This is a genomic window from Bradyrhizobium sp. 14AA, assembly GCF_054185205.1.
On sequence record NZ_JAVAYM010000007.1, the window covers coordinates 181,648 to 194,180 of the forward strand.

12 protein-coding genes are annotated in these 12,533 nt (G+C 64.5%); all 12 read left to right on the forward strand.

Annotation, left to right across the window (positions count from 1 at the left end; genetic code table 11):
• Positions 1 to 26: 26 nt before the first annotated feature.
• The 12 genes from RAD15_RS15625 to nuoI all read left to right on the forward strand — a co-directional run bounded on the left by RAD15_RS15625 (position 27) and on the right by nuoI (position 12,524).
• Positions 27 to 2,294: a TonB-dependent siderophore receptor gene (locus RAD15_RS15625; protein WP_458178879.1), complete on the forward strand. Its 2,268-nt coding sequence runs from the start codon at positions 27 to 29 to the stop codon at positions 2,292 to 2,294.
• 676 nt (positions 2,295 to 2,970) lie between these two features.
• Positions 2,971 to 3,336: an NADH-quinone oxidoreductase subunit A gene (locus RAD15_RS15630; RefSeq protein WP_008136158.1), complete on the forward strand. Its 366-nt coding sequence runs from the start codon at positions 2,971 to 2,973 to the stop codon at positions 3,334 to 3,336.
• Positions 3,327 to 3,914 (forward strand): NuoB/complex I 20 kDa subunit family protein, encoded by a 588-nt coding sequence (locus RAD15_RS15635; RefSeq protein WP_458178881.1) that lies wholly within the window; start codon positions 3,327 to 3,329, stop codon positions 3,912 to 3,914. The genes RAD15_RS15630 and RAD15_RS15635 overlap by 10 nt, the downstream gene beginning before the upstream one ends.
• An 11-nt stretch (positions 3,915 to 3,925) precedes the next feature.
• A complete protein-coding gene (locus RAD15_RS15640) occupies positions 3,926 to 4,537 on the forward strand; it encodes an NADH-quinone oxidoreductase subunit C (protein ID WP_458178883.1) in 612 nt (203 codons plus the stop codon).
• 2 nt (positions 4,538 to 4,539) lie between these two features.
• Entirely contained in the window at positions 4,540 to 5,736 is a 1,197-nt protein-coding gene (locus tag RAD15_RS15645) for an NADH-quinone oxidoreductase subunit D (protein ID WP_458178886.1), read from the forward strand.
• Positions 5,736 to 6,698, forward strand: a complete 963-nt coding sequence (locus RAD15_RS15650; protein WP_458178888.1) for an FkbM family methyltransferase — start codon at positions 5,736 to 5,738, stop codon at positions 6,696 to 6,698. The genes RAD15_RS15645 and RAD15_RS15650 overlap by 1 nt, the downstream gene beginning before the upstream one ends.
• A 10-nt stretch (positions 6,699 to 6,708) precedes the next feature.
• Positions 6,709 to 7,320 carry an NADH-quinone oxidoreductase subunit NuoE gene (gene nuoE, locus RAD15_RS15655; RefSeq protein ID WP_458178890.1) on the forward strand — a complete coding sequence of 204 codons (612 nt, stop codon included), beginning with the start codon at positions 6,709 to 6,711 and terminating at the stop codon, positions 7,318 to 7,320.
• Entirely contained in the window at positions 7,320 to 7,526 is a 207-nt protein-coding gene (locus RAD15_RS15660; protein WP_458178892.1) for a hypothetical protein, read from the forward strand. Before nuoE ends, RAD15_RS15660 begins: the two co-directional genes overlap by 1 nt.
• 15 nt (positions 7,527 to 7,541) lie before the next feature.
• Positions 7,542 to 8,867 (forward strand): NADH-quinone oxidoreductase subunit NuoF, encoded by a 1,326-nt coding sequence (gene nuoF / locus RAD15_RS15665; protein ID WP_194475606.1) that lies wholly within the window; start codon positions 7,542 to 7,544, stop codon positions 8,865 to 8,867.
• Between the two features lie 5 nt (positions 8,868 to 8,872).
• Positions 8,873 to 10,948 (forward strand): NADH-quinone oxidoreductase subunit NuoG, encoded by a 2,076-nt coding sequence (gene nuoG / locus RAD15_RS15670; RefSeq protein ID WP_458178894.1) that lies wholly within the window; start codon positions 8,873 to 8,875, stop codon positions 10,946 to 10,948.
• Between the two features lie 5 nt (positions 10,949 to 10,953).
• Positions 10,954 to 12,021: an NADH-quinone oxidoreductase subunit NuoH gene (gene nuoH / locus RAD15_RS15675; RefSeq protein ID WP_458178896.1), complete on the forward strand. Its 1,068-nt coding sequence runs from the start codon at positions 10,954 to 10,956 to the stop codon at positions 12,019 to 12,021.
• 14 nt (positions 12,022 to 12,035) lie between these two features.
• On the forward strand, positions 12,036 to 12,524 hold the full coding sequence (gene nuoI, locus RAD15_RS15680; RefSeq protein ID WP_026232873.1) for an NADH-quinone oxidoreductase subunit NuoI: 489 nt from the start codon (positions 12,036 to 12,038) through the stop codon (positions 12,522 to 12,524).
• Positions 12,525 to 12,533: the final 9 nt, after the last annotated feature.

Sequence of the window (12,533 nt, forward strand, 5' to 3'; positions counted from 1 at the left end):
GGGGTGGCGCGTTGAACAGTCTTGGAATGCTGCGGTCGGCCGTGTTGGCGACCGCATCCGCTTGGGTTTTGGTGCCGCAGGCATCGCTTGCACAATCTGCCGCGCAGGGTGGCGCGCAGAATCTGCCGTCGGTGACCGTCACCGCGCCGGAAGCGCGCCGCCGTACTGCCGCGACGCCGCAGCGCCGTGCGCCGCGGGCGTCGGTGCAGACCGCCAATCGCAGCAAGCCGCAGCCGCAGCGCAATGTCGGCTTCGTCGAGACGCCGAATGGTCCGGTGAACGGCTACGTCGCCGGTCGCAGCTCGTCCGGCACCAAGACCGACACGCCGATCATGGAGACGCCGCAGTCGGTGTCCGTCATCGGCGCCGAGCAGATCCGCGACCAGAAGGCGAACAAGCTCGACGAGGTGCTGCGCTACACTGCCGGCGTGCGGGCAGGGACCTTTGGTGCTGATACGCGCAACGACTGGTGGCTGATCCGCGGCTTCAAGTCCGACGACGTCGGACTGTTCCTCGACGGCATGCAGCTGTTCTACACGTCCTATGCGAGTTGGAAGCTCCAGACGCCGAACATGGAGCGCGTCGAGGTGCTGCGCGGCCCGTCAGCCGTGCTCTATGGCGGATCGAGCCCGAGCGGCATCGTCAACGTCATCAGCAAGCTCCCGCCCGCGGAGCCCGTCCGCTTCATCGAGACCGGCGTCAACAATTTCGGCAACGCCTATGTCGGCTTCGATGTCGGCGGTCCCGTCGCGACGCAGCCCCAGGACGGCAAACAGGACGGCAAGCTGTTCTACCGCGTCGTCGGTCAGGTCCAGAACGGCCCGACGCAGGTCAACTTCACGCCCGACAACAACTACTTCATCGCACCGTCGGTGACCTGGAAGCCGGATGCCGACACGACGTTCACGGTGCTGGCCTCCGCCTCGCGGCAGGAGACCCGCGGCATCAACTTCCTGCCCTATGTCGGCACGGTCACCAATGCCTCGTTCGGCAAGATCCCGACCAGCTTCTTTGCCGGCGATCCCAGCGTCGACAAGTTCACGCGCGAGCAGGAGATGCTCGGTTATCAGTTCGAGCGCAATCTCACCGACGATGTGACGTTCCGGCAGAATGCGCGGTTTGCCCATGTCGACGTGACCTATCGCGGCTATGTCGGCAACGACTACGGCAATCAGGCGACGGCCACGCTCAATCGCTACAATTGGTATGCGAAGAACACCGCCAATCAGGCCGATCTCGACAATCAGCTGGAGTATCGCTTCAGCACCGGCCCGGTGAGGCACACCATGCTGTTCGGCGTCGACCTGAAGGGCTACCAGATCGACGATTATCAGGCCTTCGGGTTCGGCGTGTCCCCGGTCAGCATCTTCAACCCCGTCTACGGCCAGGCGGAAACTCCGCTGCCGACAACGCCGTTCCGCAACTTCCAGATCACGCAGAAGCAGGCCGGCACCTACGTCCAGGACCAGATGAAGCTCGGCAATTTCACGCTGGTGCTGAGCGGCCGCAATGATTGGGTCGAGACGACGCAAGAAGCCCGGGACACCGGCGCTACGGTCGACGGCCGCGACGACAGCAGGTTCAGCGGGCGCGCCGGACTGATCTACAATTTCAACAACGGCATTGCGCCCTATGTCTCCTATTCGACGAGCTACAATCCGATCATCGGCCTCAACGCGCAGAACAAGCTGTTTCTGCCGGAGACAGGCAAGCAGGCTGAAATCGGTGTGAAGGTCGCACCGAAGGGGTTCGATGGCTATTTCACGGTCTCGGCCTTCGATCTGGTCCGGCAGAATGTGGCGACGACGGCGCCGGGCATCATCCCGGTATTGCAGAACCAGACCGGCGAGGTGACTTCGCGCGGCATCGAGCTCGAAGCGGTGGCTAATGCCACGAAGGAGCTGAAGCTGATCGGCGCCTTCACGGCCTATCATATCTTCAACAGCAAGGATCTGGATCCGACTCTGATCGGCAAAACGCCGACCAACACGCCTGAGATGCTGGTGTCAGGCTGGGCGGACTACACCTTCAAGGACGGACCGCTTGAGGGCTTCGGTTTCGGCGGCGGCGTCCGCTATATCGGCTCGTCCTGGGCCGATACGGCCAACACGCTCGAGGTTCCCGCGGTCGTGCTCGGCGACCTCGCGCTCCACTATGAATGGCAGAACTGGCGCACCGCCCTCAACGTGATCAACCTGACCGACAAGATCTATGTCGCAAGCTGCGCCTCGGCCACGTCGTGCTTCTACGGCGACCGCCGGCGCGTCACCGCCAGCGTTTCCTACAAATGGTGAGGCAAAGGATGAGGAGAGGCGAGGGATAAGGCCTCGCGACGCCTGACGGACTGCCGCTCAGGGGATCGATGAGCTTCCGGCCATGCCCCCCGGCCCGAAGCTCATCCGAGCGCGGCGCGCGCGACGAGCAGTCGCCGACGCCGCGCTCGCGGCCGATCCGGGGCAGGGCGCCGACGCATTCGCCAGGCGAGCCCCGGTCCGGTAATGTTGCATGGCTCCCAGAACCGCTCGCGCCTGTGGATACGTGTCTTTGCTGCATCTATCCCGTGCAACCGCTGGCATCTCCGGTCTGCCGGGTTGCGCTGGGCGACAGTCGGCAATATGTCGCCGGGGTGACAATCGGGCCGGTGATGGTCATCGCCCCGGCCTTGGTGCGTTGCCGCACGCAAAAGCCAGCGCATTTTGGCCGGGTGATACACGGGAAATAGCTGTCCCGGCCCGTACGCCGCAATCTCAGAACTGCCGCCTCGCAAAACCGCAGCCGCCCTTGTCGGGTTCAGCGATCTGCTTCATACCAGCCGCGGGGTGATTCCGGGATTTTCACCGTTCTGGGGGCGGCAAAGGGCCTGAAAAGAGCGTGTCTTGCGCCCATTGGTGCACTGCGCTAAGGCTCAGAATAATTCCAAATCGGACGAATCCGTGGCTGTCCCGAGGCTGCGGGAAAAAGGGCTCGTCAATGAGCGGCATTCTACAGAACTATCTTCCACTCGTCGTCTTCATAGGGGTAGCGGGCCTCATCGGCCTGGTGCTGCTGATCGCGCCCTTCATCGTGGCGTTCCAGCAGCCGGACCCGGAAAAGCTGTCGGCGTATGAGTGCGGTTTCAACGCCTTCGACGACGCCCGCATGAAGTTCGACGTCCGCTTCTATCTGGTCGCCATCCTCTTCATCATCTTCGACCTCGAGGTGGCGTTCCTGTTTCCCTGGGCGGTGGCGTTCGGCAAGCTTGGCGCGACCGGCTTCTGGTCCATGGTGGTGTTCCTCGCCGTGCTGACGGTCGGGTTCGCCTACGAATGGAAGAAAGGGGCACTGGAATGGGATTGAACCCTGCATCGTCCGCTGGTCCGGTCATCGCGCCGGCCCCCAAGGGCATTCTGGATCCGTCGACCGGCAAGCCGGTCGGGGCCACTGATCCGTTCTTCCTCGAGGTCAATTCCGAGCTGTCCGACAAGGGCTTCTTCACGGCCGCGACGGACGACCTCATCACCTGGGCCCGTACCGGCTCGCTGATGTGGATGACCTTCGGTCTCGCCTGCTGCGCCGTCGAGATGATGCAGGTGTCGATGCCGCGCTACGACGTCGAGCGCTTCGGCTTCGCCCCGCGTGCCTCGCCGCGCCAGTCCGACGTGATGATCGTCGCCGGCACGCTGACCAACAAGATGGCTCCGGCTTTGCGCAAGGTCTACGACCAGATGCCCGAGCCGCGCTACGTCATCTCGATGGGCTCCTGCGCCAATGGCGGCGGCTACTATCACTATTCCTACTCGGTCGTGCGCGGCTGCGACCGCATCGTGCCGATCGACATCTACGTGCCGGGCTGCCCGCCCACGGCGGAAGCCCTGCTTTACGGCGTGCTGCTGCTGCAGAAGAAGATCCGCCGCACCGGCACCATCGAACGCTAAGGTTTTACGTCATGGACGACGCCAAGCTCGACGCCCTGGGGCAGACGATCGTTAGCGCGCTTCCGGGCGCCGCCCTCGGTCACTCGGTGGCCTTCAACCAGCTCACGGTTGATGTCGAGGCCAGCAAGATCGTCGAGGTGGTCACGTACCTCCGCGACGATTCGAACTGCCGCTTCGTCAACTTCACCGACATTACGGCGGCGGACTACCCCGACCGCGAGAAGCGGTTCGACGTGATCTATCACTTCCTGTCACCGACCCTGAACGCGCGGATCCGGCTCAAGGCCCAGGCCGACGAGACCACCCAGGTGCCTTCGCTGATCGAGGTGTTCCCGGGCGCCGACTGGTTCGAGCGCGAGGCCTACGACCTCTACGGCGTGTTCTTCGTCGGCCATCCCGACATGCGCCGCATCCTCACCGACTACGGTTTCGAGGGCCATCCGCTGCGCAAGGACTTCCCGACCACCGGTTTCGTCGAGGTCCGCTACGACGACCAGGAGAAGCGCGTGGTGTACGAGCCTGTCAGGCTCAACCAGGAATTCCGCAAGTTCGATTTCCTCTCGCCGTGGGAAGGGGCGGACTATCCGCTTCCCGGTGACGAGAAGGCGGGACCGAAGGCCTGATCATGAACGAGCAACCCGAAAACCTTCGCAATTTTACCATCAACTTCGGGCCGCAGCATCCGGCGGCGCACGGCGTGCTGCGCCTCGTGCTGGAGCTTGACGGCGAGATCGTCGCCCGCGTCGACCCGCATATCGGCCTGCTTCACCGCGGCACCGAGAAGCTGATCGAGCAGAAGACCTATCTCCAGGCGATCCCTTACTTCGATCGGCTGGACTACGTCGCGCCGATGAACCAGGAGCACGCCTTCTGCATGGCCGCCGAAAAGCTGCTCGGCATCGAGGTGCCGCGCCGTGGCCAGCTGATCCGCGTGCTCTATTGCGAGATCGGCCGCATCCTGTCGCACCTGCTCAACGTTACCACGCAGGCGATGGACGTGGGCGCGCTGACCCCGCCGCTGTGGGGCTTCGAAGAGCGTGAGAAGCTGATGGTGTTCTACGAGCGCGCCTCGGGCAGCCGTATGCACGCAGCCTTCTTCCGCGTCGGCGGCGTCCATCAGGACCTGCCGCAGAAGCTGGTCGACGACATCGAGGCCTGGTGCGATCCGTTCCTGAAGGTCGTGGACGACCTCGACCGGCTGCTCACCGCCAACCGCATCTTCAAGCAGCGCAACGTCGACATCGGCGTGGTGCCGCTGAAGGAAGCCTGGGAGTGGGGCTTCTCGGGCGTGATGGTGCGTGGCTCCGGCGCGGCCTGGGACCTGCGCAAGTCGCAGCCCTATGAATGCTACGCCGAGATGGATTTCGACATTCCGATCGGCAAGAACGGCGACTGCTACGACCGCTATCTGATCCGCATGGAAGAGATGCGCCAGTCCGTGCGCATCATGAAGCAGTGCATCCAGAAGCTGAATGCGCCTGAAGGTAAGGGCCCGATCGTCGTCGAAGACAACAAGGTCGCGCCGCCGCGCCGTGGCGAGATGAAGCGCTCGATGGAAGCGCTGATCCACCATTTCAAGCTCTACACCGAGGGCGTTCACGTGCCGGCCGGCGAAGTCTACGCCGCGGTCGAGGCGCCCAAGGGCGAGTTCGGCGTCTATCTGATCTCAGACGGCACCAACAAGCCCTACAAGTGCAAGATCCGCGCGCCGGGCTTTGCCCATCTGCAGGCGATGGATCACATCTGCCGCGGCCATCTGCTCGCCGACGTCTCGGCGATCCTCGGCTCGCTCGACATCGTGTTCGGAGAGGTCGATCGGTGATGGCGCAAGCGCCCATCCAGTTTGACCGCGCCTCGGGGGCCCTTGAAGGGGCCAACCTGTGGGAGCGGACGGCTGCCTTGGCGCTGGTGACGGGATCGAAGATCTCCTCGCACTTCTCGCATATGGGCTACATCGCCTGCGCCAATCTGCTGGCGAAGACGCTTCCCAAGCGCGACATCGCGATCAGGCTCAATCCCGACGCCGTGTTCGAATTTCCTTACGGCGACGGTTATTGGAGCAAGCTGCTCAACCGCTCCTACAATTACGAGGACGAGCTCGAGCTGCTGTTCGCCGACTCCATCGACGTCGACTACACGCTGCTCGATTGCGGCGCCAATTACGGCTACTGGTCGGTGCTGGTGTCGAGCAAGCCGTTCGGCTCGCACAAGGCGATCGCGATCGAGCCGTCGGGCCAGAACTATCCGAAGCTTGCCAACAACGCCCGCGTCAACGGCAATCGCTTCGAGACCATGAAATGCGCCATCGGCGCAACGCGTGGCACCGCGCGGCTATCTGGCACCAAGCACGAGGCCTTCAGCATTGCCGGCGCTCCGTCGGCGGGCGGTGAGGAAGTGCCGGTGCTTGCGCTCGACAATCTCATCGACGACGGCAAGGTTGCGGCGAGCGGCAAGTATCTGATCAAGCTCGACGTCGAGGGCGTCGAGATCGAGGCGATCAAGGGCGGCGCCCGGCTGCTCCAGGCCGACAGCGTCATCATGTGCGAGGAGCACGGCAGCGACCGCAACCATTCGGTGTCGCGCTACATCCTCGAACAGACCCCGCTGAAGCTGATCGTGTTCGATCCGCGCAGCAACCGGATGGAGACCGTGACCGAGCTGTCGATCCTCGACCGCATCAAGGTCTCGACCCACGTCGGCTACAACGTTTTCGGCACCGCAAGCGCATTCTGGCAGGACAGGATCAATGCCCTGAATGCCAAAACCGCGCGCCGTATGCAGTGAGAGATAAGATATGTCCGTTCGCCGATTAGCACCGAAGGAAGTCCAGCCCGCGAGCTTTGCGTTCACGGAGGAGAACCTCGCGTTCGCCAAGCAGCAGATCGCGAAATATCCGGCCGGACGTCAGGCTTCCGCCGTCATCGCCATCCTCTGGCGGGCTCAGGAGCAGCACGACGGCTGGGTCTCGGAAGCCGCGATCCGCGTCATCGCCGACATGCTCGACATGCCCTATATCCGCGTGCTCGAGGTCGCGACGTTCTACACGATGTTCCAGCTCGCACCCGTCGGCAAGAAGGCCCACGTCCAGGTCTGCGGCACCACGCCGTGCCGCCTGCGCGGCGCCGAGGATCTCATCCACGTCTGCGAGCACCGCATCCATCACGAACCCTTCCATCTCTCCAAGGACGGCAATTTCAGCTGGGAAGAGGTCGAGTGCCTCGGGGCCTGCGTGAACGCGCCGATGGTCATGATCGGCAAGGACACCTATGAGGACCTGACCAAGGAAAGCTTCGGCAAGGTGCTCGATGGCTTCGCTTCGGGCAATCCGCCCAAGCCCGGTCCGCAGAACGGCCGCCAGTTCTCGGCGCCGATCAACGGACCGACGACGCTGAAGGAGACCACCTGATGCGTGGTCTCTCGCAGCCTTCGGTGCAGGGGAGGGGTGCCATGAACAAGTGGGGCTTCATCGCGATGCACGCCGCCGTGGCGGCTGCTTTCATCTTCCTGCTGCAGCGTTTCGGCCTGAACGCGTCGCTGGAATCCAGCCTGCTCTGGGCGCTGACCTTCGCCGTCTGCGCCGCCGGACTTGCCTACAAGCAGTCCAATCGTTGATCGGAAAGCACTGATATGCTCGAGGACAAGGACCGCATCTTCAAGAACCTCTACGGCCTCCACGATTGGGGGCTCGAGGGCGCGCGGCGCCGCGGCGCCTGGGATGGTACGAAGAATATCATCGACAAGGGCCGCGACTGGATCATCAACGAGATGAAGGCGTCGGGCCTGCGCGGCCGCGGCGGCGCCGGCTTCCCGACCGGCCTGAAGTGGTCCTTCATGCCGAAGGAATCGACCGACGGCCGGCCGAGCTATCTCGTCGTCAACGCCGACGAGTCCGAGCCCGGCACGTGCAAGGATCGCGAGATCATGCGGCACGATCCGCATCTCCTCATCGAGGGCTGCCTGATCGCGAGCTGCGCGATGAACGCGCATGCCTGCTACATCTATGTCCGCGGCGAGTTCATCCGCGAGCGCGAGCATCTGCAGGCCGCGATCGACCAGGCCTATGAGGCGAAGCTCGTCGGTAAGGACAACGTCAACGGCTGGCCGTTCGACATCTACGTCGCCCACGGCGCCGGCGCCTATATCTGCGGCGAGGAAACCGCGCTGCTCGAAAGCCTCGAAGGCAAGAAGGGCCAGCCGCGCCTGAAGCCGCCGTTCCCAGCCAACGTCGGCCTGTTCGGCTGCCCGACCACCGTCAACAACGTCGAGTCGATCGCCGTTGCGCCGGACATCCTGCGCCGCGGCGCGGCCTGGTTCGCCGGCATCGGCCGTCCGAACAATGTCGGCACAAAACTGTTCTGCATCTCCGGCCATGTCGAGCGGCCCTGCAACGTCGAAGAGGCCATGGGCATTCCGTTCCGTGAGCTGATCGACAAGCATTGCGGCGGCATCCGCGGCGGCTGGGACAACCTCAAGGCCGTGATCCCCGGCGGCTCGTCGGTGCGCATGGTGCCGGCCGAGCAGATCATCGACACGCCGATGGATTTCGACAGCCTGAGCAAGCTGCGCTCGGGCCTCGGCACCGCGGCCGTGATCGTGATGGACAAGTCGACCGACCTGATCCGCGCGATCGCCCGCATCTCCTATTTCTACAAGCATGAGAGCTGCGGCCAGTGCACGCCGTGCCGTGAGGGCACCGGCTGGATGTGGCGTGTGCTCACCCGCATGGCCGATGGCCGCGCCCACAAGCGCGAGATCGACATGCTCCTCGAAGTGACAAAACAGGTCGAAGGCCACACCATCTGCGCGCTCGGCGACGCAGCCGCATGGCCGATCCAGGGCCTGATCGCGCATTTCCGTCACGAGATCGAAGCGCGCATCGACCAGTATTCGCACAAGGCCGACATCGACGATGCCGGCGTCCGCGATCCCGTGAACATGGTCGCGGCGGAGTAAGAAGAATGACCAAGCTCATCATCGACGGCAAAGAGATCGATGTCCCCGCCGAATACACGCTGCTTCAGGCGTGCGAGGCGGCCGGCGCCGAGATTCCGCGCTTCTGCTATCACGAGCGGCTGTCGATCGCCGGCAACTGCCGGATGTGCCTCGTCGAGGTGAAGGGCGGCCCGAAGCCGGTCGCGAGCTGCGCCTGGGGCGTGCGTGATTGCCGTCCGGGCCCGAAGGGCGAGCCGCCGGAAATCTCCACGCGTTCGCCGATGGTGAAGAAGGCACGCGAAGGCGTGATGGAATTCCTTCTCATCAACCATCCGCTGGACTGCCCGATCTGCGACCAGGGCGGCGAGTGCGACCTGCAGGACCAGGCGATGGGCTATGGTGTCGACACCAGCCGTTTCGCCGAGAACAAGCGCGCCGTCGAGGACAAGTATCTCGGCGCGCTGGTCAAGACCTCGATGAACCGCTGCATCCAGTGCACGCGCTGCGTCCGCTTCTCGGCGGAAGTCGCCGGCGCCCCCGAGATGGGCGCGACCGGTCGCGGCGAGGACATGGAGATCACGACCTACCTCCAGCACGCGCTGACCTCGGAACTGCAGGGCAATCTCGTCGACATCTGCCCGGTCGGCGCGCTGACCTCGAAGCCCTATGCTTTCGCGGCGCGTCCCTGGGAGCTCGGCAAGACCCAGTCGGTCGACGTCATGGATGGCCTCGGCTCGGCAATCCGCGTCGACACCCGCGGCCGTGAAGTCATGCGCGTGCTGCCGCGCATCAACGAGGCCGTGAACGAGGAGTGGATCTCCGACAAGACCCGCCACGTCGTCGACGGCCTGCGCACCCAGCGTCTCGACCGGCCCTATATCCGCGAAGCCGGCAAGCTGCGCGCCGCGAGCTGGACCGAAGCCTTCGCCACGATCGCTGTGAAGGCGGCGCGCACCGACGGCAAGCGCATCGGCGCGATCGCGGGCGATCTCGCCGGCGTCGAAGAGATGTTCGCGCTGAAGGACCTCTTGTCCAAGTATGGCTCGGGCAATCTGGCGGTGCAGGGCGGCGATGCCTTCGATCCCGCGCTCGGCCGCGGCTCCTACATCTTCAACCCGACGCTCGTCGGCGTCGAGCAGGCGGACGCGCTGCTGATCATCGGCGCCAATCCGCGCAAGGAAGCGGCCGTGTTCAACGCCCGCATCCGCAAGCGCTGGCGCGCCGGCGGCTTCAAGGTCGGCGTGATCGGCCCCAAGGCCGATCTGACCTACGACTATGACCATCTCGGCGCAGGCACCGAGACCCTCGGTGAGCTTGCGGCCGGCAAGCACTCCTTCATGGACGTGCTGAAGAACGCCAAGCACCCGATCATCCTGGTCGGCGCCGGCGCGGCCGCCCGTCACGACGGTGCCGCCATCCTCGCCGCCGCCGCCAAGCTCGCGCTGGATGTCGGCGCGGTGAAGGACGGCTGGAACGGCTTTGGCGTGCTGCACGAGACCGCCTCGCGCGTCGGTGCGCTCGATATCGGCTTCTCCGCAACCGGCGGCGGGCTGAACGCCGCGCAGATGACGACGTTCGGCACGCTGGACCTGCTGTTCCTGCTCGGCGCCGACGAGATCAACGCGCCTGACGGTACCTTCGTCGTCTATATCGGCACCCATGGCGATCGCGGCGCGCACCGCGCCGACGTCATCCTGCCGGCGGCGGCCTACACCGAGAAGTCCGCGATCTACGTCAACACCGAAGGCCGCGTGCAGATGACCGGCCGAGCCGCGTTCCCGCCGGGCGAAGCCCGCGAGGACTGGGCGATCGTCCGTGCGCTGTCGGAAGCGCTCGGCAAGAAGCTCGGCTATGACTCGCTCTCGGCGCTGCGCCAGGCGATCTTCAAGGCCGTGCCGCACCTGATCCGTCTCGACCAGATCGAGGCCGGTTCTGCCGACCAGATCAAGAAGCTGGCGGGGAAGGGCGGCTCGCCCGAGAAGGCGCCGTTCAAGCCGAACGTCGAGGACTTCTATTTGACCAACCCAATCGCGCGCGCGTCCGCCGTGATGGCGGAATGTTCGCGGCTTGCCTCCGGGCAGATGCTGACCGCAGCGGAGTGAGCTAGATGGAATTCTTCGAAAGCGCATTCTGGACCGGTTTCCTCTGGCCGCTGATCATCATGGTCGCGGAGAGCGTCCTGGTGCTCGTCGTCCTGCTGGTCGCGATCGCCTACATCCTGCTCGCCGACCGCAAGATCTGGGCGGCGGTGCAGATCCGCCGCGGCCCGAACGTCGTCGGCCCCTGGGGCCTGCTGCAATCCTTCGCCGACTTGCTGAAGTTCGTGCTGAAGGAGCCGATCATTCCGGCCGGCGCCAACAAGGGCGTGTTTCTCCTTGCTCCCTTGGTCTCATGCGTGCTCGCGCTCGCCGCCTGGGCGGTGATCCCGACCAACCTCGGCTGGGTGATCTCCGACATCAATGTCGGCATCCTCTTCATCTTCGCGATCTCGTCGCTGTCGATCTACGGCATCATCATGGCCGGCTGGTCGTCGAACTCGAAATATCCGTTCCTGGCCGCGCTGCGCTCGGCGGCGCAGATGGTGTCCTACGAGGTCTCGATCGGCTTCGTCATCATCACGGTGCTGCTCTGCGCCGGCACGCTGAACCTCTCGGCCGTGGTCGAGGCCCAGCATGCGCGCGGCCTTGCCAGCCTGATCGGGCTGCCGCAGCTCACCATCCTGAACTGGTACGTCTGGCCGCTGTTCCCGATGTTCGTGGTGTTCTACGTCTCGGCGCTGGCGGAAACCAACCGTCCGCCCTTCGACCTCGTCGAGGCGGAATCCGAGCTCGTCGCCGGCTTCATGGTCGAGTACGGCTCGACGCCGTATCTGCTGTTCATGCTCGGCGAATACGTCGCGATCGTCACGATGTGCGCGATGGCCACGATCCTGTTCCTCGGGGGCTGGCTGCCGCCGGTGGACCTGCCGCCCTTCAACTGGGTGCCGGGGATCATCTGGTTCTCGCTCAAAGTGTTCTTCATGTTCTTCCTGTTCGCGATGGCGAAGGCGATCGTGCCGCGCTACCGCTACGACCAATTGATGCGCCTCGGCTGGAAGGTGTTCCTGCCGCTGTCGCTGGCGATGGTGGTCGTGGTGGCCGGCGTGCTGCAATTCGCCGGCATCGCGCCGAAGTGAGGGCCGTCATGGGTATCAACATCAACGCCACTGCACGCTCGCTCCTGCTGTCGGAATTCGTCTCGGCGTTCTTCCTCGCCATGCGTTATTTCTTCCAGCCGAAGCCGACGCTGAACTATCCCTTCGAGAAGGGCCCGATCTCGCCGCGCTTCCGCGGCGAGCACGCGCTGCGCCGCTATCCGAACGGCGAGGAACGCTGCATCGCCTGCAAGCTGTGCGAGGCGGTCTGCCCGGCGCAGGCCATCACCATCGAGGCCGGTCCGCGTCGCAACGACGGCACCCGCCGCACCGTGCGCTACGACATCGACATGGTGAAGTGCATCTATTGCGGCCTCTGCCAGGAGGCCTGTCCGGTCGACGCCATCGTCGAAGGTCCGAACTTCGAGTTCGCGACCGAGACCCGCGAGGAACTGTTCTATGACAAGGCCAAGCTGCTCGCCAACGGCGACCGCTGGGAACGCGAGATCGCGAAAGCGATCGAGCTCGACGCGCCGTACCGGTGAGGTGAGGCA

Excerpts from the sequence above, each read along its gene's own strand:
- RAD15_RS15660 (WP_458178892.1), top strand. The coding sequence starts at position 7,320 with ATGCGTGGTCTCTCGCAGCCTTCGGTGCAGGGGAGGGGTGCCATGAAC.
- nuoF (WP_194475606.1), top strand. The coding sequence starts at position 7,542 with ATGCTCGAGGACAAGGACCGCATCTTCAAGAACCTCTACGGCCTCCAC.
- nuoH (WP_458178896.1), top strand. The coding sequence starts at position 10,954 with ATGGAATTCTTCGAAAGCGCATTCTGGACCGGTTTCCTCTGGCCGCTG.
- RAD15_RS15630 (WP_008136158.1), top strand. The coding sequence starts at position 2,971 with ATGAGCGGCATTCTACAGAACTATCTTCCACTCGTCGTCTTCATAGGG.
- RAD15_RS15650 (WP_458178888.1), top strand. The coding sequence starts at position 5,736 with ATGGCGCAAGCGCCCATCCAGTTTGACCGCGCCTCGGGGGCCCTTGAA.
- nuoE (WP_458178890.1), top strand. The coding sequence starts at position 6,709 with ATGTCCGTTCGCCGATTAGCACCGAAGGAAGTCCAGCCCGCGAGCTTT.
- RAD15_RS15645 (WP_458178886.1), top strand. The coding sequence starts at position 4,540 with ATGAACGAGCAACCCGAAAACCTTCGCAATTTTACCATCAACTTCGGG.
- nuoG (WP_458178894.1), top strand. The coding sequence starts at position 8,873 with ATGACCAAGCTCATCATCGACGGCAAAGAGATCGATGTCCCCGCCGAA.
- RAD15_RS15625 (WP_458178879.1), top strand. The coding sequence starts at position 27 with ATGCTGCGGTCGGCCGTGTTGGCGACCGCATCCGCTTGGGTTTTGGTG.
- RAD15_RS15635 (WP_458178881.1), top strand. The coding sequence starts at position 3,327 with ATGGGATTGAACCCTGCATCGTCCGCTGGTCCGGTCATCGCGCCGGCC.
- RAD15_RS15640 (WP_458178883.1), top strand. The coding sequence starts at position 3,926 with ATGGACGACGCCAAGCTCGACGCCCTGGGGCAGACGATCGTTAGCGCG.